Raw genomic sequence first — 18,974 nt, 5'->3', positions numbered from 1 at the left:
AGATTCCACACCCCCGACAAAAGGGCCTTGCGATGCGAGGCCCTTTTTTTTCTCAAATTATCAGGTGCAAGTGGTTGTCCCAAAGCCCCGAGGGCAGCTCCAGCGGCTTGGCCACCAACTGCGGCTGGCGGCAATCGTAGAAGCGGCAACGGCCCTGGCCTGAGGTGACGACAAAGCCATCCGCCACAGCGCCTACACCGGCGCAGTCGGGCAACGGTCCGTCCAGGCGCAGCGCACCGCTGTCCATGTCCCAGATAAAAAACCTGTTACCCCGCGGCGCTGTGAGTGCGACCAGACGCAGTTCGCTGTGCACGGCGACGCTGGCGGTGTAATGCCCCATGGCTTGCAGTTGCTCATCGGCCACCGGGAACGCCACGAACGGCTGCCCTGGGCGCTTGATCGCGAGCAACTCGGAGCGCTCCTGGGACGGCCCCATGAACTGCTGCCCGGTGAGGATTGTGCCATCGCTGGCAATCCCCATATGCCGCACGCTGTTCATCTGTTGGTCCAGGGTTTCCTTGCTGATCAGGCTGCCGTCGCGGTGCATCAGCACCAGGCTCGGTTCCATGGCGTTGAGGTTCATCTCCACACGACTTTCGGCTTCGGTGCGAATGCCGCCGTTGGCCACCACCAGGGTTTCGCCGTCGGGCATCCATGACACTTGATGCGGGCCGATGCCATGGGTGGAGATTTCGCCACTGTGCACCAGCCGCTCGCCCTCGAACCTGTACACACCGAGCAGGCCACGGCCGGGGTCGGAGGTGTCGTTCTCGGTGGCGTACAGCCAGTCGCCGCTGTTGTGGATCACCGCGTGGCCATAGAAATGGCGATTGGCATTGGAGGTGATGGTTTGCAGCAGCGTGCCAGTACGCAGGTCGATCAGGTAACTCTCGGTGCCCGGGCGACGGGCGACGAACAGCGCAATCGGCAGTATCGGGTGGTTGATGATGTCATGGCAGCGCTGGCCGACCTGGGTGGCAAACACTTGCGTGCCGTCCAGGCGAAAACCCACGGCATAGTGCTTGCCGTCCGCATCATCGCGTGCCGACAGCAGCAGCGGTGCCTGCTTCTTTTGTTTGAACAGCGTCCAGCCACCCAAAGTGAGTGCACTGAGCAGCACACTGCCAACCGCCAAAGCCTGTCGCCTGAGCATCATCAGTCACCGTCGTTGGCGTTAAAGCCCAGTTGAATGCCCAGCGCCTTGGCCAAATCACCTTCGTGCAGGCGGTGGACCACGTTGAGGCTGTCATAGATGTCATTGAGCTGTTGGCGCCCGGCATCGTCGGCCAGCAATTCGTTGAGCGTGCGCTGGTTGCTGGCGAACAGCTTGAGCGAGGCTGCATAAGCGGCGTCGATCTTGTCGGCCAATGGCTTCTGCTCGGACGGCAGCAGGCCGCGCAGGCCCTTGTTGTCGACGCCGACCCACACGGTCTGCGCCGCCGCCAGGCTGGCTTGCAGGCTTTGCAGGGACGACTGGCTGCGCCAGGCATCGGCCTGGAAGGGTTGCGGGATGCCCTTGGTCTGGCGGCCCATCGGCGTGCCGAGTTTTTTCTTCAAGGTATCCAGTGCGGTGACTTGCACGCGCAGCAGGTCAGCGATGGCTTCGTGGGAATCGGCGTAGCGCTGGTTCGGGAACTTGGTCATCTGCGCGAGCATGCCATCGGTGCTGTTCCAGCTTGCCAGGATCTCTTCGGCCAGGGTTTTCTGACGCTCACCAATGGCCACCAGCAGTGGGCAGTAACGGGCTTTCTGGGCTTCGTCGGCGACGTCGGTCTTGGCGTCGTAGAGGATGTATTCGTAGGCCGACAGGCCTTGCACCACCACGCTGGACTTGGCCAGGGCCGCGCCGTCGATCTGCGGCTGGGCGCTGACCAGTTGTTCGACTTGTCGGCCCACCAGGTTTTTCTTGTCCGGCCAGAACTGCACTTGCCACGAACGGTTGCCCTCGGCCAGCGGGCCGATCAGCAGCGGCTGCAGCTCAGCCCAGGCTTTTTGCGCGTGCAGGAAGTCGGCGCGGGCGGTCTCCAGGCTTTCCTTGCCCTGGCAGTAGGCGAGGGCGCTGACGGCCAGTTGGCGGTCGGCTTCAACCCAGCGGCTGTAGGTGGGCAGGATCACTTGCTTGGCGATGGCCGCCGAGGTCACCGCCTGCGGGTCCTGGGGCGAGCAGGCGCCGAGGGCGAGGGCGGCAAGGCTGGTGAATAGCAACTTGGGACGGAACATGTCGAGCTCCCTACTGTAATTGTGGCAATGCTTATAAAGAGTTCAGGAACGCCAGCAACGCAGCACGCTGCTCGGCATTAAAGGACAACACATGTTGCTGCGCCGCTTGCGCTTCGCCGCCATGCCAAAGCACGGCTTCGAGCAGATTGCGGGCGCGGCCGTCATGCAAAAACTGGGTATGACCACTTACGGCCTGCGTCAGGCCAATGCCCCACAACGGCGGCGTGCGCCAGTCGCGGCCGCCGGCCTTGAACTCGCTGCGGTGGTCGGCCAGGCCTTCGCCCATGTCGTGTAACAACAGGTCGCTGTAAGGGCGAATCACCTGGTTGGCCAGCTCAGGCTCGGCGGCCGTGGCCGCCGTGGTGAACGTCGGCTTATGGCAACCCTGGCAACCGGCCTGGTAGAACAGGTTTTTGCCGGCGAGTACCTGCGGTGTGTTGACGTCACGGCGCGCCGGCACGGCGAGGTTGCGGGTGTAGAACAGCACCAGGCGCAGGATGTTATCGCTGACTTCCGGCTCGCCCTCGGGGCCATTGCCATTGGGCGCCTGTTTGCAGGCGACTTGGGCGGCGGTGCAGTCATCAAAGGGTCTCAGGGACGTGGTGAGGCCCATATCACCAGAAAACGCGTGAACATTTTGTTGATTGAGGTTGGGTTGCCCGGCTTTCCAGCCAAAGCGCCCGAGTACGGTTTGGTGCTGCGCGTCATCCCAGACCCAATTGGCGCGACCAATGAGGGCTTCCTTGTCGGCGGTTTTTGCGTCGGTGTTGCGCAAGATGTCGGCATCGCTGATGGCTTCGAGCAGGCCCAGGCCGATCATCGGTGGCGCAATCCGCGCCGAGAAAAGTGTTTCGGCGTGCATCGGGCCGTAGCCCAGCTGGGTGATTTGCAGATTTGGCTTGCGCAACTCGACCACGCTGCCGTCCTTGAAGGTCACGTTGACGGGCGTGTAGTCGACCCGCACTTTGCCTTCAGGCGCCACGCCTGGCACGGCCATGTCCTGCAGTTGCCCACCGTAGACCGGCTCGGGCACCACGCCGATCTGCTCGATAAGCCTGGCATCGGCGGGCGCAGGCGGGATCGACAGGCGCACCAGCATCGACACCGCATTCGGTGCGTCGGGCAGCGGCGGATGGCCACGGCCGTCCTTGATATGGCAGTTCTGGCAAGCATTGGTGTTGAACAACGGGCCCAGACCGTCACGCGCGGTGGTGGTGGACGGCGCAATCACCCAGGGGCTGCGAAAGAAGCTGTTGCCGACGCTGAAATCCAGGCGACGGGTGGGCGCCAGGTTGGCCGAAGGCAGGGAAAACGCGTTCTGGTCGCGCTTGTTCACCGTCGTCGCGCCGCCCGCTCGTGATTCACCCGGCTCTGCCTTGGTAAACCTGGGGGCGTCGTCGCAGGCGGTCAGGCTCAAGGCCATCAATGCTGCGCACAGACGAAGAGGCGAACGGACCATCGGGTTTCCTGCGACTAAGGCGAAAAAGAGGGTCGCAAAGTCTAACAGGGCAGGGCGGATTGAATAAGAGCAATTATCGTTTGGTGGAATCCGATTCATTCCCGCTAGAATGACCGCACATTTTTTTCTGGAGGTGGCCAATGCAGGCTCTCGACGCTTTGCTCAACCGTGTTTCCGTGCCGCGTTTGCTGGAGCCGGCGCCGACCCAGGAGCAGCGCGATGTGCTGTTCGCCGCCGCCATGCGCGCGCCCGACCATGGTCAACTGCGCCCATGGCGCTTTCTCACCGTAGAAGGTGCCGCCCGTGAGCAGATGGGCACGCTGCTGGCCGAAGCCGCACGCCTGCAGGACGCCGACGCGCCGCAAGCCGCTATCGACAAGGCCCAGAACGGCCCGCTGCGTGCGCCGTTGGTGGTGGTGGTGATTGCGCGTCTGCAAGAGCACTTTAAAGTGCCTAAATCCGAGCAACTGCTGGCGGCTGCGTGTGCGGCACACGGTATTTTGCTGGCGGCTTATGCGCAGGGGATCGGGGCGGTGTGGCGCACCGGTGAGTTGTCGTACTCGGCCCATGTGGCTAACGGCTTGGGGCTGACGGCGGATGAGGAAGTGATTGGCTTCCTCTATTTGGGCACGCCGCAGAACCCGCCGCGTACAGCGGCTAAAGAAGATTTAGCGGCGTTTGTTCAGGCCTGGACTGGCGTCTAATTGTGGGAGCTGGCTTGCCTGCGATAATGGCCTGTCAGTCATGGATGTACTGACTGACCCACCGCCATCGCAGGCAAGCCAGCTCCCACAGGGGAGCTTCATTGTTTTGAGGATCGGGTTTATACCTTGAACTGATCCATCAACTTCATCTGCTGGGTCGCCAGCGCATTCAGTTGGCTGCTGATGGCCGCTGACTCGGTGGCCTGGCCGGTGAGGGTTTCGGTCACGGTGCGGATCGCCGAAACGTTGCGGTTGACCTCTTCGGCCACGGCGCTCTGTTGTTCGGCGGCGCTGGCGATCTGCAGGTTCATGTCGCTGATCACTGTTACCGCGTCACTGATCTTGCCCAGCGCCTGCACCGCTTGATGGATCTGCCCGGCATTGCTCTGGGCCTGGTGTTGGCTGGAATGCATGGTCGCCACCACGCCACGGGTGCCGCTCTGGATGCGTTCGATCACCAGGCGAATTTCCTCTACTGAGTCCTGGGTACGTTTGGCCAGGTTGCGCACCTCGTCGGCCACTACCGCAAACCCACGCCCGCTTTCCCCGGCGCGTGCGGCTTCGATGGCGGCGTTCAGCGCCAGCAGGTTGGTCTGCTCGGCAATGCTGCGGATCACTTCGAGCACCGAGCCGATCTGTTCGCTGTTGACCGCCAGCGCTTCCACTTCGGTCACGGCCTTGCTGACTTCTTCGGCCAAGGTGGTGATGTCGCGGGTGCTCTGCTCAATGATCGACATGCCGTCGCGCGCCGACTGGTCTGCGCCACGGGCGGCGCTGGCAGCGTTGGAGGCGCTGTTGGCCACATCATGGGCGGTGGCGCTCATTTCATTGGAGGCAGTGGCCACCTGATCGATTTCGCGGAACTGCACCTGCATGCCTTCGCTGGTCTGGCGGGCAATGGCTGAGGACTGGTCCGCCGTGCCACGCGCTTCAGTGATGCTCTGCTTGATCTGCGCAATGGTCGGTTGCAGCTTGTCGAGGAAGCGGTTGAACCAGTTTGCCAACTCGCCCAGTTCGTCCTTCTTGGCGTAGGTCAGGCGCTGCGTGAGGTCGCCTTCGCCGCTGGCGATGTTCTTGAGCATGGCCGCAACGGTGTTGATCGGGCGGGTCACGCCGGTGGCGGTCAGCCAGATCAGCAGCAGGCCGAGCAGGGCCGCGGCGGCGCCGACCAGCAAGGCTTTGAGCGTGCCCGAGGCTTGGGCTTTGTCGAGCACGTCTTGCAGTTTCAAGGTGTCGGCCAGCATCACGTTCTTGGGCAGTTTGATCACAACGCCCCAGGCCTTGGCGTCGGCAATCGGCTTGACCGGGTACACGGCGCGGATCGTGTCATCTTGCTCACGGATCGTGCGTGTATCGTTGGCCAGCAGTTGCACGATTTCCTTGCCTTCCCCGCCGATGGTGTCGACCAGGTTTTTGCCGACTTTGTCCGGCTGGCCGCTGTAGGCCGCAATCAAACCGGTGCTGGACAGAATTTCCAGGTGCGCCGCGCCGTCGAACAGTTCTTTTTGCGCCGCGTCCGTCATCGCCTGCAGCGTATTGAGCGCCAGGTCGATACCGACCACACCAATGACTTTGCCATCAACAATCAGCGGCAGCGAAATAGTGGTCATCAGCACCTGCTTGCCGGCCACTTCATCGGAATACGGGTCGAGCAGGCACACCGTACGCGTGTCTCGTGGGCAGGTGTACCAGATGTTGTAGGGCGTGCCGCTGAGGTTGAGGGTGGTTTTGGTCAGGTCATCCTCGACCATCACGGTGTTCAGGCCTTCGCCGCCAGCGCGGCTCCAGTAGCTGGAGAAACGGCCTTTTTCATTGGAGACGCGGGTTTTGTCGTTGACGAAGTCGCTGTCTTTGCCATCCAGGCCATTGGGTTCGAATGACAGCCAGATGCCCAGTACCTTGCTGTTGCGCTCAAAGGCGGTTTTGACACTCTGGTTGAGCTCTTCTCGCAATGCGCCGGGCTCCAGCGCTCGTTTGTTGGCGAGGGCACGCAGGTCTTTGACGTGATCGGCCAGCGCGGTTATCACTACCAGGCTTTCGCCAAAGGTTTTCTGCAGTTGCACGGCTTGTTCGCCGGCCTTGGCCTGCAACAGGTTCTGCACGCTGTTAGTGAGCATTCGCGAGCTTGAATCACTTACCAGGCGGTTGTTCTGATCGGCCTCGTAGAGGTTGATGCCGACGATCAGCGCGATTACCCCCAAGAGGCAAAGGCCCGACAACAGCACGATTTTCAAGCGGATGGAGAGGGTGTCGAACATAGGTTCACTCGCGATTGGACTCGTTGAAAGGCAAGCAGGGCGAGCCAAGTCCATTCGGCGCTATGTCCGGAACATCGGCGTAACGGGATGTTTCATGAGGGAAAGGCGATGAGCGGTAGGAAAAGCACTACGCGCCGCGTTATACGGGGGCTGCAAGCCGTTCCGGGCGTGACCAGATCCACAGGTTGCCCAGGCTCATGCCGGCAATCGCCAGGTAGATCGGCCAGCCGTGATCGAGCATCACCAACATCAACACGGCGCACAGCAGCATGCTCACGGTGGCGCTGACTTTGGCGCGGCGCGCGATGATCTTGCCATTGCGCCAGTTGAACAGAATCGGTCCGAACAGCCGGTGGTTTTCCAGCCAGGCGCTCAGGCGCGGCGAGCTTTTAGTCGCCGCCCAGGCGGCCAGCAGGATGAATTCGGTGGTGGGCAAACCCGGTATGACAATCGCCACCAACCCAATGCCCAGGCTGACGTAGGCCAGCAGGCCGAAGAGCAGCTGGGCGATTTTTGAGGTGGATTGGGTTTTGCCGGTCATGCTGAAGTTTATCTGTTGAGGGGTTACACATTATTCGAACTGAAATCCGCTCAAATGTGGGAGCTGGCTTGTGTGGGAGCTGGCTTGCCTGCGATAGCATCGACTCGGTCTGACAGGTAGACCGAGGTGAGCGCATCGCAGGCAAGCCAGCTCCCACAACAAGCCAGCTCCCACACAAGCCAGCGCCCATCGTGGCCTGTTACGCCAGTTCAGGGGCGCTAGCGTACGCCTGTTCCAGCAGCACGGTGAAGCGCACAAACGCGTCGATGGCACCTTTTTCTGCCGCCGCTTCTTCTTCGGCGCTGAACTCCAGGCCGTCGAGGGTGCGGGTGAAGCGCTTCCAGCCTTCAGCGCGGCCACCGGCCGGCTCGCCCAAGTGACGGGCACCGAAGGTTTCGCTCAGGCCCAGGCCCACGGCGCGCTTGATCAAGAATGCAGCGCCCAGCTTGGAGCCTTCGGACACGAACAACCAGCCCAGGGCTTCGGCTTTGCTCGGGTTTTTCACGGCGCCGGCAACCGGTGCTGGCACGTCGGTTTCCAGGTCGGCCAGGTCGAGTTTGGCGGCGTCGGCGCGGCAGCGCTCAGCCAGGTCCGGGACGATCTTGATCAACTCGGGGTCGTTGTACAGCGCCACCAGTTCCGACTGGAACAGGTACTGCGCCACTACAAAACGGGCGAAGTTGGCTGGAGTTTCAAACGGCGCGTGGGCTTTGACCAGCGCGTCGAGCTTGGTGTGTGGCGCGTGGGTGATCTGGTTCAGGCGCTGGGAGCGCAGGTTTGGGCGTTCTGCGGTAGGAGAAGCGGTCATCGAAAAAATCCTTGAGAAGGGGCGCGCCTGGGTGCTCTAAAGAGAGCTGTTATCAACTAGACGAACAAGAAGACGCGGCACAGTAAAAAAACCTCACCTCGCCGCTGATAAAGGGCGGCAAGGTGAGGGCGGCTGTCAGATGTCCCAGATCAGGTTGATCGCGAAGTTGCGACCCGGCTGAGTCAGGCGGTCGAGGTTGGCCGGCGCGGTCACGCCGGCTTCGCCGACGCCGTCGTAGCTGCGCACGTCATCCCAGTTCCAGTACTTCTTGTCGGTGAGGTTGTAGAGGCCGCCGTTGATGGTCACGTCGTTGGTGACTTTGTAGAAACCGGTGAGGTCGACGATGCCAAAGCCTGGGGTCTTGAACGGAGCGCTGGTGCTGCCATCCGGCGCGTGGAAGGTGGTGCTGTCGACACGGTTCTGTTTTTTCACCAGCGTCCAGCTGACCAGCGCGCCGTATTGCTCTTGCTCGTAGCCCAGGCCGAATACGCCTTTAAGCGGGTTGACGCTGTTGAGCGGCTCGCCGTTGTCGTCGTTGCGGCCGTAGGTGTAGCCCACCGAACCTTGGGTGTAGAGGCCTTGTGGCGCTCCGAACGCATCGAGGTTCAGGCGGCCTTTGGCCTCAACCCCCTTGATGGTGGCGTGCTTGATGTTGTTGGCTTCGAAAGTTTGGATGTCGCCGCCGGCGACCGAGGCGTCTTCGTCGATAAAGTCGCGGTACTTGTTGTAGAACACCGCGATGTCGAAGGAGCCCTCATCGAACTGGCCACGAATCCCGGTCTCGATGCCCTTGCTGGTTTCCGGCTTGAGGTTCGGGTTTGGCTCGACGGTGTAGCCCAGGTTGAGGTTTTCAAAACGGCCATACAGCGCTTTGGCCGACGGGGTGCGGAAGCCCTCGGCGTACTGGCCGAACCAGGTGTATTGATCGGTCAGCGCGTAGGTCAGGCCGAATTTTGGCGTGACGCGGTGCCAGGTTTTTTCTTTGTCGCTGACCGGGTAGGCGCCGGTCGGGTTGACGGTGTTGAGGAATTCCTGGGTCAGCTTGGGCTTGAGCCGGGTGTAGTCGTAACGTACGGCGGGCAGGAAGGTCCATTTGTCCCAGGTGATCTGGTCCTGGGCGAACAGCGAGTAAGTGTTGATGGTCGGGTCCGGGAAGTCGCTGGACTTTTTCACGCTGTCGCCGGCAGACGGGCTGGGCGCGCCGATCGCCGTGCAACCTGAGCCGACGGCGAGGCAGTAGGCCGAGCCTTCGCGCGAGCCGCTGACTTTCTGCTGCTTGAGGGTGGTGCCGTAAGTCACTTGGTGATCGGTTTCACCGAGGTTGAACGCCTTGTCCAGCTGTGCGTCGAAGACCCACTGTTTTTCTTCGTACAGGGTGTCGCGGGCGCGCATGACGCGGCGCGATGGCTGGTAGATTTCAGCGGTGCTCTGGTCAGTCTTGGCGATCTGGTAGTTGAGGCTGGTCTTGATCTGATCGGCTATCGGCGAGTCGAGGGCAAAGCGGTTTTCGATGCCGAAGCGTTCACGGGTGATGGTGTCGTTACCCGAACGCCCACGGTAGAAATTGAAGCCACGCCCGCCGACGAAGGGGCCGCCCACGGCGTTCTTCAGATTGACATCGCGATCATCCTTGAACTTCTCGTAGGTCAATCCCAGCCGATTGTCATCGCCATAATTCCAGCCCATTTTCGCCAGGATATTGGTGGTACGTGCATCTTCCGGGTTAGCGCCGGTGCGGGCCAGGCCGGTGGCGTTGTTGCCGTCGTAGGACTCCATTTCATGGCCATTGCGCTGGCTCAGGTGCAGCAAACCGTCGAAGTCCTGCACGCGGCCGGCGACGGTGCCGGAGGTCAGCCAGCTGTCGTCGGCGGAGCTGTAGCCGGTTTTGAGGCGGGCGCCGACGTCCTGGCCGGGCTTGATGATGTCGTCCGGGTCGAGGGTGAAGTAGCTCACCGCGCCGCCGATGGCGCTGCTGCCGTACAGTGCCGAGGCTGGGCCGCGCAGGATCTCGACGCGCTTGACGATTTCCGGGTCGACGTAGTTACGGCGGGTTTTGGCGTACGGGCCGTTGAAGAAGTTGTCCGGCACTTCCACGCCGTCCACTTGAGTGAGGATACGGTCGCCGTCGATGCCGCGAATGTTGTAGCCAGCGTTGCTGGCGCGGGTGCCTGCGCCGCCGACCGACACGTTGGGCTCGTAACGCACCAGTTCACGGATGGTGTTCACGTTCTGGCGGTCCAGCTCCTCACGCGCATGCACAGTAACGGTGCTTGGCACGCTGTTGACGTCCTGCTCACTGCGGGTGGCGCTGATGGTCACCTGCTGCAGATTGAGCGTGCTGCCCGCTGGGCGCTTTTCCAGCACGATGTTGTTATTGCCCAGTTTGCGGTAGCTCAGGTTGGTGCCCAGCAACAGCCGGTCCAGGGCTTTTTCCGGCGAGAGTGCGCCGCGCACGCCGGGGGACGACACACCCTGGCCAAGCTCTGCCGGCAGGCCGACTTGCCAGCCGGTCACGCTGGTAAAGGCATTCAACGCCGACACCAAGGGCTGCTGTTCGATACTGAAACTGTAATTGCCGTGGCTGCGCGCGGCCGGTTCGGCGGCAGTGGCGGCCATCACCGGCGCGCTGGCCAGCAGGATGGCGGCGGTGAGCAAGGACAGGACGGGCGAAGAGGACCGGCGGTTGAAACGAGGGGACATCGAGAGCGCTCCGGGGATACGAATCTTATAGTTGCGAGCTGATCAAATAGGAATCAGTTGCATTGGCTATAACGAGACGAACCGCCGGTTACTATCGAGTAAAAATAATTCTCATTTAGTTCAAGATGACCAGCGCCGGGTACTCCGAGAGCTTAGCCGAGGTGATGTGCGCCAGGGAGCGCACCACATCCAGCGGTTGGTCGAGGCGGTAATTGCCGGTGACGGCCACGCTTGCGAGCTTGTCGTTGGTGTTGACGATCCAGCCGGGGTAATAGCGGCGCAACTCGGCGAGCACTTCGCTCATCGGGCAGTTTTCGAACACCAGGCGGCCCTGGACCCACGCCAAGTCTTTACCGGCATCCAGTTTGGCCGGTTGGCCGAAGCCTTTGGGGCCGATGCGGATGCTCTCACCGGCGCTCAGGCGCACGCGGGCATCGTCGAAGGTATTGCTCAAGTCTACGTCGCCGCGCTGCACCTGCACTTGGGCTTCGCCATTGAGGTAGCGCACGGCGAAGTCGGTGTCGCGCACGCTGGCGCGCACGGGGCCGGCGTCAATCTCCAGCGGCAGGCCACGGCTGGGCGCCACCTCAAAAAAAGCTTCGCCCTGAAACAGTCGGGCGACGCGCTGGTGATCCTTGATGCTGCTGGAAAACGCCGAGTTGGTGTTGAGCAACACTTTGGAGCCGTCCTCCAATTGCAGGCGCTGGCGTTCACCGACGACGGTGAGGTGGTCGGCCTGCAGTCGCACGGGCAGGTTGCTGAAGCTGAACAGACCGATCAGCAGCACAGCGGCGGTGGCCAGGGGTTTCCAATGCGGCTTGATACGCCGCCACGCGCTGGGTTTGCGCGGCACTGCCAAGGCCACGGCGGCGCTGTGAACCGGCGCGCCGCCCCAGGCGGCCTGGGCCTTGCTGAAGGCGAGCAGGTGCGCCGGGTCGCTGGCCAGCCAGGCATCAAACTCGGCTTGCTGCCCGGGTTGCGGGCATTGCAAGGCAATCAGCCAATCGAGGGCTTGGTCCATGGCCGTGTCTTGCAGCACCTCATGAGCCAGCTCATGGGGGCGCAGCTTATTCGGGTCCGTCACGGTGTTCCTCGGGTCTTCGCCACGTTCTATTCATCGTTCCTACAGCCTGGGTCGACACCTCTGTCGGGTGAAGCTTAAGGCTGATCCAGCCGTTCGGCCACTCCTACACAGATAGCCATGATCAATTTCAGTTCCTTTTGCACCGTGCTCAAGGACACTTGCAACTGATCGGCAATCTCCTGGTAGCTGCAGCCGTGCAGGCGGCTGAGGATGAAAATCTGCTGTTGGCGGGCACTCAACTGGCCGAGGCTGACGCTCAGGTGTTCGAGCAATTGCTCGGCCTGGGTGGCGTCCTCGGGCGTGCTGATCGGCGCGGCGACGCTCTGCAGTACGTCCAGCGGCACATCTTCTTGCAGTGTGCGGGCCTGGATGCGGCGCGAGCGCAGATGGTCCAGCGCCAGGTTGCGCGCGGTTTGATAGACGAAGGGTTCAAGGTGATCGATCGGCCGCTCGCTGAGCGCCCGCGTGACGCGCAGGTAGGTTTCCTGCAACAGGTCTTCGGCGGTGCTGTGGTTATTCACCATCCGCTGCAGAGTGCGTAGCAGAATCACCCGTTGGGTGAGAAAGACTTGGTTGAAGCGAGATTGGCTCACAGTGATACCAGACCGGTTTGCAGTTAATGATAATGCTTATCATCAACTAAAATGGCAAGTGGCACTTTGAGATGCTGCGTCGACTCCTGTGGGAGCTGGCTTGTGTGGGAGCTGGCTTGCCTGCGATGCAGGCGCCCTGGTCTTTCAGACAGACCGCGGTGATGCTATCGCAGGCAAGCCAGCTCCCACACAAGCCAGTCCACACAATGGAACAACCGGGTCGGTTTACTCGGCGTTGCAGAGCGCCAGGCAGTTATCCAGCATACGGTTGGAGAAGCCCCATTCGTTGTCATACCACGCCAGCACTTTGAGCAACTTGCCACTGACCTTGGTGTGATTGGCATCGAAAATCGACGACAGCGGGTTATGGTTGAAGTCACTGGAAACCAGCGGCAGGGTGTTGTAGCCGAGGATCTTCGAATGCTGGCTGGCTTCTTTCAGCAGTGCGTTGACTTGCTCGGCGGTGGCTTCTTTTTTCAGCGTCACGGTGAGGTCCACCAGCGACACGTTGATCACCGGCACACGCACGGCCATGCCGGTCAGCTTGCCTGCCAGTTCCGGCAGTACCAGGCCGACCGCTTCAGCGGCGCCGGTCTTGCTCGGGATCATGTTCTGGGTGGCCGAACGCGCGCGGTACGGGTCGGTGTGGTACACGTCGGTCAGGTTCTGGTCATTGGTGTAAGCGTGAATGGTGGTCATCAGGCCGCTTTCGATGCCCAGCTCGCGGTGCAGCACCTGAGCCACAGGCGCCAGGCAGTTGGTGGTGCACGAAGCGTTGGAGATGATCTGGTGCGATTGACGCAAAATGTCATGGTTTACCCCGTAAACCACGGTGGCGTCCGCGCCTTTGGCCGGGGCCGAGATGATCACCTTGCGGGCGCCGGCGGTAATATGAGCGGCAGCCTTGTCGCGGTCGGTGAACAGACCGGTGCATTCGAACACTACGTCGATCTTGTGCGCAGCCCATGGCAGGTCGGCCGGGTTGCGAATGGCACTGACGGCAATCCGGTCACCATTGACGGTCAGGCTTTCCTGATCGTGGGCGACCTCTGCGTCGAAAGTGCCGTGCACGGTGTCGTATTTGAGCAGGTGGGCATTGATCGAGCTGTCGCCCAGATCATTGATGGCGACGATCTGCAAATCCTGGCGGTAGCCTTGGGTATACAGTGCGCGCAGGACATTACGGCCGATACGGCCAAAACCATTGATTGCGATACGAAGAGTCATTGGAAAGTGCCTGTCGTCGATTTGTTGTAAGAATTACAAGATTATTCGCATAAAAATAGAAAACAAGCCTTTTTAGTGGCAATATTTTGTTCAATCTACAACGAGTGACCTGAATCAACTGGTCCGATGATTCAAACGACACCCTGCCATCCCATGAGCTGCGGGCGTTTGATCAGCATAGACTCTCAGGTCGCCACATCCGTTAGCCTGGAGTTCTATACATGCATCCCCGCGTTCTTGAGGTCACCGAACGGCTTATCGCCCGCAGTCGTGCAACCCGCGAGGCTTACCTTGCGCTCATTCGTGGCGCGGCCAGCGACGGCCCGATGCGCGGCAAGCTGCAATGCGCCAACTTTGCCCACGGCGTGGCCGGCTGCGGCACTGAAGATAAAAATAGTCTGCGTATGATGAATGCCGCCAACGTGGCAATTGTTTCGTCATATAACGACATGCTCTCGGCGCACCAGCCGTACGAACATTTCCCGGAACAGATCAAGAAAGCCCTGCGCGAAGTCGGCTCGGTCGGCCAGTTCGCCGGTGGCACGCCCGCCATGTGCGACGGCGTGACCCAAGGCGAGCCTGGCATGGAGCTAAGCTTGCTCAGCCGCGAAGTCATCGCCATGTCGACGGCGGTAGCGCTGTCCCACAACATGTTCGATGCCGCGCTGATGCTGGGCATCTGCGACAAGATTGTGCCGGGGCTGATGATGGGTGCGCTGCGCTACGGCCACCTGCCGATGATCTTCGTGCCGGGCGGCCCTATGCCGTCGGGCATCTCCAACAAGCAGAAAGCCGACGTGCGCCAGCGTTATGCCGAAGGCAAGGCTACCCGTGAGGAACTGCTGGAATCGGAGATGAAGTCCTACCACAGCCCCGGCACCTGCACCTTCTACGGCACCGCCAACACCAACCAGTTGCTGATGGAAGTGATGGGCCTGCACCTGCCGGGCGCTTCGTTCGTCAACCCGTACACGCCGCTGCGTGACGCGCTGACCCGCGAAGCCGCGCACCAGGTCACGCGCCTGACCAAAGCCAGTGGCGACTTCACGCCGATTGGCGAGATCGTCGACGAAAAATCCATCGTCAACTCCATCGTCGCCCTAAACGCTACGGGCGGTTCTACCAACCACACCCTGCACATGCCGGCCATCGCCATGTCGGCGGGCATCATCCTCACCTGGCAGGACATGGCCGACCTCTCCGAGGTGGTGCCGACCCTGTCCCACGTGTATCCAAACGGCAAGGCCGACATCAACCACTTCCAGGCAGCGGGCGGCATGTCGTTCCTGATCCGCGAACTGCTCGAAGCCGGCTTGCTCCATGAGGATGTGAACACCGTGGCGGGCAAGGGCTTGAGCCGTTACACCCAGGAACCGTTCCTGGTCGACGGCGAGCTGATCTGGCGCGACGGCCCGATCGAAAGCCTCGACGAAACCATCCTGCGCCCCGTAGCCCGTGCGTTCTCGCCGGAAGGCGGCTTGCGCGTGATGGAAGGCAATCTCGGGCGTGGTGTGATGAAGGTTTCGGCCGTGGCGCCGGAGCATCAGATCGTCGAAGCACCGGCCGTGGTGTTCCAGGATCAGCAGGATCTGGCCGATGCATTCAAGGCCGGCCAGCTGGAAAAAGACTTTGTCGCGGTGATGCGCTTCCAGGGGCCGCGCTCCAACGGTATGCCGGAACTGCACAAGATGACACCGTTCCTCGGTGTGTTGCAGGACCGTGGCTTCAAAGTTGCGTTGGTAACAGACGGGCGTATGTCTGGCGCGTCGGGTAAGATCCCCGCCGCGATTCACGTCAACCCCGAAGCCCAGAGCGGCGGGCCGCTGGCGCGGGTCAAGGATGGCGATATCATTCGCGTCGATGGCGTAAAGGGCACCCTGGAGCTTAAGGTGAACGCCGAAGAATTTGCAGCGCGCACGCCTGCCACGGGCCTGTTGGGCAACAACGTGGGGGCCGGTCGCGAGCTGTTTGCATTTATGCGCTTGGCCGCAAGCTCCGCAGAGCAGGGCGCCAGCGCCTTTACCTCTGCCTTGGAGACGCTTAAGTGAAGCTTGCGCTGGTCGGTGACATTGGTGGTACCAACGCCCGTTTTGCGTTGTGGCGGGATCAGGAGCTGCATTCGATCCGCGTGCATGCCACGGCGGACCACCACAGCCCTGAGGAAGCCATCAAGGTTTACCTCAAGGAGGAAGGCCTGGAAATCGGGGACATCGGCGCGGTGTGCCTGTCAGTCGCGGGGCCGGTGAGTGGCGATGAATTTAAATTCACCAACAATCACTGGCGGCTGAGCAAAACTGCGTTTTGCAAAACCCTGCAGGTCGATGAGCTGCTGCTGGTCAATGACTTCACGGCCATGGCCCTGGGCATGACGCGGCTCAAACCCGATGAATTCCGTGTGGTCTGCCAAGGCACGCCGGAGCCGTTGCGCCCAGCCGTGGTGATCGGCCCGGGCACTGGCCTGGGTGTGGGCACCTTGCTGGATTTGGGCGAAGGCCGTTACGCGGCGTTGCCAGGGGAGGGTGGCCATGTCGACCTGCCGCTGAGCAGCCCGCGCGAAACCCAGTTGTGGCAGCACATTCACAGCGAAATTGGGCATGTGAGCGCCGAGACCGCGCTGAGCGGTGGCGGCCTGCCCCGTGTGTACCGCGCCATTTGTGCGGTCGACGGGCACACGCCGGTGCTGGACACGCCCGAAGCCATTACGGCAGCGGGCCTGGCTGGCGACGCGGTGGCCATGGAAGTGTTGAACCAGTTCAGTATCTGGCTGGGCCGTGTGGCCGGTAACAACGTGCTGACCACCGGTGGGCGTGGTGGTGTGTACATCGTGGGCGGGGTGATTCCGAGGTTTGCCGACTTCTTTATCAACAGCGGTTTTGCCAAGAGTTTCAGCGACAAGGGCTGCATGAGCGACTACTTCAAAGGCATTCCTGTGTGGTTGGTGACGGCGCCGTATTCCGGGTTGACCGGGGCCGGTGTTGCGCTTGAGCAGGCTTTTGCGTAGGGGCTGATGGCCTCATCGCAGGCAAGCCAGCTCCCACAGTTGACCGGGTTCCAACCTTGGAATGCAGTCAACTGTGGGAGCTGGCTTGCCTGCGATAGGGCCTCAAACGCAACAAATGATTTAAGCTTGGCCATAACAACAAGGAGGACCCCGTGAGCGTAATCAGTAAATCGATTCTCCTCGTCGACGACGACCAGGAAATCCGCGAATTGCTGCAGACCTACCTCAGTCGCGCCGGCTTCCAGGTACGTGGCGTACCGGATGGCGCGGGGTTCCGCCAGGCGATGAACGAGGCGCCGTGCGACCTGGTCATCCTCGATGTGATGTTGCCGGACGAAGACGGTTTCAGCCTTTGCCGCTGGATTCGCCAGCACCCGCGCCAGGCGCAGGTGCCGATCATCATGCTGACCGCCAGTTCCGACGAAGCCGACCGTGTGATCGGCCTGGAGCTGGGCGCCGACGACTACATCGGCAAACCCTTCAGCCCGCGCGAGCTGCAAGCGCGGATCAAAGCCTTGTTGCGTCGCGCCCAGTTTGGCCAGGAGCGCACGGGTGGCGGCGACGTTCTGGTGTTCGATGAGTGGCGCCTGGACATGATCAGCCATCGCCTGTTTCACGTGGACGGCGAAGAGGTAATCCTCTCCGGCGCCGACTTTGCCTTGCTCAAGTTGTTTCTTGATCACCCCCAACAGATTCTCGACCGCGACACCATTGGCAACGCCACCCGTGGCCGCGACCTGATGCCGTTGGACCGTATCGTCGACATGGCCGTCAGCCGCCTGCGCCAACGCCTGCGCGATACCGAAAAACCTCCAAGGCTGATCCGCACCGTGCGTGGCAGCGGTTATCAACTGGCAGCCAGCGTGGTTGCCGGCAATGCCCACTGAGCCGCTGACCGAGCGCCGCCGGCGTTTTCCGGTGCCGCGTTCGCTGCTTGGGCGCATGTTGCTGCTGACCTTGCTTGTGGTGCTGTTTGCCCAGGCGCTGTCCAGCGTGATCTGGGTTTCGCAACTGCGCGCCACCCAGCTCGAAGGCCTGGTGACCAGCGCGCGCAGCCTGGCGCATTCGATGACGGCCAGCGTGAGTTACTTCCGCTCGCTGCCGGTTGCCTACCGCCCGTTGGTGCTCGACCAACTGCGCAGCATGGGCGGCACGCGGTTTGTGGTGACCCTCAACGACCGCCCATTGGACATGCAGATTCTGCCGCAGACCCCGCGCAAGCAGGCGGTGCTGCAAGCCGTGGACGAGGTGCTGCGCCAGACCCTGGGCAGCGACGTGCATATCTCGGTGGAGTTCGTCAGCGCCGAGGACCTGCGTATTTTCAATGCGGGCCTCAAACTCGATGAACTGCCGCGTTCCTGGGCGCATTACGCGCTGACCCTGGAGCCGGTGAACCCGCCGGTGCTGGTCACGCAAATCCAGCTGGCACCCGGCGAATGGCTGTACATCGCCTCGCTGCTGCCCGAGCCCTACACCAGTTTGGAAGAACAAGGCCTGCCGTCGCAGCAAGTGTGGTTTATCGTGCTGACCAGCGGTTTCCTGTTGCTGTTTATCGGCCTGCTGGTGCACTGGCAAAGCCGGCCGCTCAAGCGCCTGGCCCGTGCAGCGCGGGACATGTCCCTGGGCGCCGATGTGGAACCGGTGGCCGAAGGCGGTGGCAGCGAAGTGGTGGAAGTGGGCCGTGCGTTTAACGCCATGCGCGAGCGCATCAGCCGTTACCTCACCGAGCGCAGCCAACTGTTCAGCGCAATTTCCCACGATTTGCGCACGCCAATCACGCGTCTGCGCTTGCGCGTGGAGTTGTTGGAAGACGAAAACCTGCAAGCCAAATTCGGTCGTGACCTGGATGAGTTGGAGTTGCTGGTCAAGGGGGCACTGCAATGCGTCAAAGACACCGACATCCACGAGAACATCGAGCCGGTCGACCTTAACCACGTGCTTGATTGCCTGGTGGAACCGTACCTGGCGCCGAACGGTAACGGCCGTATCACCCAGCACGGACGGGCGCTGACCCCTTATCCGGGCAAACCGCTGGCGCTCAAGCGCTGCATCGGCAACCTGATCGACAATGCCTTGAAGTACGGGCAGAACGCGCATTTGCATATCGAGGACGATGGCGTGGAGTTCATCCTGCATGTGGATGACGAAGGCCCGGGCGTGCCGGAGCAGCGTTTGGAACAGGTCTTCGAACCGCACTTTCGCCTGGCCGGCCAACAGCAGGGGTATGGCTTGGGCCTGGGCATCGCGCGCAACATTGCCCACAGCCATGGTGGGGAAGTGAGTTTGCAGAATTTGCGCGAAGGCGGGTTGCGGGTGACCTTACAACTGCCGCGAACCCTGGACTAATGTGGGAGCTGGCTTGCCTGCGATGCAGGCACC

At 61.7% G+C, this 18,974-nt stretch carries 15 protein-coding genes; 5 read left to right on the top strand and 10 right to left on the bottom strand.

Annotated features, from left to right (window positions below; all coding sequences use genetic code 11):
- Window positions 1-52 precede the first annotated feature (52 nt).
- The 3 genes from HU759_RS24560 to HU759_RS24550 are packed head-to-tail and all read right to left on the bottom strand — an operon-like array spanning window position 53 to window position 3,679.
- Window positions 53-1,153, bottom strand: a complete 1,101-nt coding sequence (locus tag HU759_RS24560) for a DUF1513 domain-containing protein (RefSeq protein ID WP_026013899.1) — start codon at window positions 1,151-1,153, stop codon at window positions 53-55.
- A 2-nt stretch (window positions 1,154-1,155) separates the two neighbouring features.
- Window positions 1,156-2,220: an imelysin family protein gene (locus tag HU759_RS24555; RefSeq protein WP_017139758.1), complete on the bottom strand. Its 1,065-nt coding sequence runs from the start codon at window positions 2,218-2,220 to the stop codon at window positions 1,156-1,158.
- Window positions 2,221-2,251: 31 nt separating this feature from the next.
- Window positions 2,252-3,679, bottom strand: coding sequence for a di-heme oxidoredictase family protein (locus HU759_RS24550; RefSeq protein WP_186617279.1), 1,428 nt, complete (start codon window positions 3,677-3,679; stop codon window positions 2,252-2,254).
- A 140-nt stretch (window positions 3,680-3,819) separates the two neighbouring features.
- Here HU759_RS24550 and HU759_RS24545 point away from each other — a divergent pair, with 140 nt between their 5' ends.
- Complete coding sequence (locus HU759_RS24545) at window positions 3,820-4,383, top strand: NAD(P)H nitroreductase (protein WP_186617278.1); 564 nt, start codon at window positions 3,820-3,822, stop codon at window positions 4,381-4,383.
- Window positions 4,384-4,502: 119 nt separating this feature from the next.
- Here HU759_RS24545 and HU759_RS24540 read toward each other — a convergent pair whose 3' ends face one another.
- The 7 genes from HU759_RS24540 to gap form a co-directional block, all read right to left on the bottom strand.
- Window positions 4,503-6,641, bottom strand: a complete 2,139-nt coding sequence (locus tag HU759_RS24540; RefSeq protein ID WP_186617276.1) for a methyl-accepting chemotaxis protein — start codon at window positions 6,639-6,641, stop codon at window positions 4,503-4,505.
- 139 nt (window positions 6,642-6,780) lie between these two features.
- Window positions 6,781-7,182 (bottom strand): YbaN family protein, encoded by a 402-nt coding sequence (locus HU759_RS24535; RefSeq protein ID WP_017139762.1) that lies wholly within the window; start codon window positions 7,180-7,182, stop codon window positions 6,781-6,783.
- Window positions 7,183-7,381: 199 nt separating this feature from the next.
- A complete protein-coding gene (locus tag HU759_RS24530; RefSeq protein ID WP_176992098.1) occupies window positions 7,382-7,990 on the bottom strand; it encodes a biliverdin-producing heme oxygenase in 609 nt (202 codons plus the stop codon).
- A gap of 135 nt (window positions 7,991-8,125) precedes the next feature.
- Window positions 8,126-10,690: a TonB-dependent receptor gene (locus HU759_RS24525; protein ID WP_186617274.1), complete on the bottom strand. Its 2,565-nt coding sequence runs from the start codon at window positions 10,688-10,690 to the stop codon at window positions 8,126-8,128.
- 115 nt (window positions 10,691-10,805) lie between these two features.
- Window positions 10,806-11,774, bottom strand: coding sequence for a FecR domain-containing protein (locus HU759_RS24520; protein ID WP_186617272.1), 969 nt, complete (start codon window positions 11,772-11,774; stop codon window positions 10,806-10,808).
- A gap of 74 nt (window positions 11,775-11,848) precedes the next feature.
- Window positions 11,849-12,367: a sigma-70 family RNA polymerase sigma factor gene (locus HU759_RS24515; RefSeq protein WP_056858662.1), complete on the bottom strand. Its 519-nt coding sequence runs from the start codon at window positions 12,365-12,367 to the stop codon at window positions 11,849-11,851.
- A 225-nt stretch (window positions 12,368-12,592) separates the two neighbouring features.
- Complete coding sequence (gene gap, locus HU759_RS24510) at window positions 12,593-13,594, bottom strand: type I glyceraldehyde-3-phosphate dehydrogenase (protein ID WP_017139767.1); 1,002 nt, start codon at window positions 13,592-13,594, stop codon at window positions 12,593-12,595.
- 221 nt (window positions 13,595-13,815) lie between these two features.
- Here gap and edd point away from each other — a divergent pair, with 221 nt between their 5' ends.
- The 4 genes from edd to HU759_RS24490 all read left to right on the top strand — a co-directional run bounded on the left by edd (window position 13,816) and on the right by HU759_RS24490 (window position 18,941).
- The gene (edd, locus tag HU759_RS24505) at window positions 13,816-15,642 is read left to right on the top strand and encodes a phosphogluconate dehydratase (protein ID WP_017139768.1); all 1,827 of its coding nucleotides are present in this window, start codon (window positions 13,816-13,818) and stop codon (window positions 15,640-15,642) included.
- Window positions 15,639-16,595, top strand: coding sequence for a glucokinase (locus HU759_RS24500; protein ID WP_017139769.1), 957 nt, complete (start codon window positions 15,639-15,641; stop codon window positions 16,593-16,595). Before edd ends, HU759_RS24500 begins: the two co-directional genes overlap by 4 nt.
- 152 nt (window positions 16,596-16,747) lie before the next feature.
- The gene (locus HU759_RS24495) at window positions 16,748-17,482 is read left to right on the top strand and encodes a response regulator transcription factor (protein ID WP_017139770.1); all 735 of its coding nucleotides are present in this window, start codon (window positions 16,748-16,750) and stop codon (window positions 17,480-17,482) included.
- A complete protein-coding gene (locus HU759_RS24490; RefSeq protein WP_017139771.1) occupies window positions 17,472-18,941 on the top strand; it encodes an ATP-binding protein in 1,470 nt (489 codons plus the stop codon). The genes HU759_RS24495 and HU759_RS24490 overlap by 11 nt, the downstream gene beginning before the upstream one ends.
- Window positions 18,942-18,974 lie beyond the last annotated feature (33 nt).

The organism is Pseudomonas sp. OE 28.3 (assembly GCF_014268205.2).
In the GTDB taxonomy this organism is placed as follows: Bacteria; Pseudomonadota; Gammaproteobacteria; order Pseudomonadales; family Pseudomonadaceae; genus Aquipseudomonas; species Aquipseudomonas edaphica.
The sequence above is the reverse complement of the archived record's forward strand: the minus strand, read 5'-3'. Positions and strand labels throughout refer to the sequence as shown.

Excerpts from the sequence above, each read along its gene's own strand:
- HU759_RS24560 (WP_026013899.1), bottom strand. The coding sequence starts at position 1,153 with ATGCTCAGGCGACAGGCTTTGGCGGTTGGCAGTGTGCTGCTCAGTGCA.
- HU759_RS24555 (WP_017139758.1), bottom strand. The coding sequence starts at position 2,220 with ATGTTCCGTCCCAAGTTGCTATTCACCAGCCTTGCCGCCCTCGCCCTC.
- HU759_RS24550 (WP_186617279.1), bottom strand. The coding sequence starts at position 3,679 with ATGGTCCGTTCGCCTCTTCGTCTGTGCGCAGCATTGATGGCCTTGAGC.
- HU759_RS24545 (WP_186617278.1), top strand. The coding sequence starts at position 3,820 with ATGCAGGCTCTCGACGCTTTGCTCAACCGTGTTTCCGTGCCGCGTTTG.
- HU759_RS24540 (WP_186617276.1), bottom strand. The coding sequence starts at position 6,641 with ATGTTCGACACCCTCTCCATCCGCTTGAAAATCGTGCTGTTGTCGGGC.
- HU759_RS24535 (WP_017139762.1), bottom strand. The coding sequence starts at position 7,182 with ATGACCGGCAAAACCCAATCCACCTCAAAAATCGCCCAGCTGCTCTTC.
- HU759_RS24530 (WP_176992098.1), bottom strand. The coding sequence starts at position 7,990 with ATGACCGCTTCTCCTACCGCAGAACGCCCAAACCTGCGCTCCCAGCGC.
- HU759_RS24525 (WP_186617274.1), bottom strand. The coding sequence starts at position 10,690 with ATGTCCCCTCGTTTCAACCGCCGGTCCTCTTCGCCCGTCCTGTCCTTG.
- gap (WP_017139767.1), bottom strand. The coding sequence starts at position 13,594 with ATGACTCTTCGTATCGCAATCAATGGTTTTGGCCGTATCGGCCGTAAT.
- edd (WP_017139768.1), top strand. The coding sequence starts at position 13,816 with ATGCATCCCCGCGTTCTTGAGGTCACCGAACGGCTTATCGCCCGCAGT.
- HU759_RS24490 (WP_017139771.1), top strand. The coding sequence starts at position 17,472 with ATGCCCACTGAGCCGCTGACCGAGCGCCGCCGGCGTTTTCCGGTGCCG.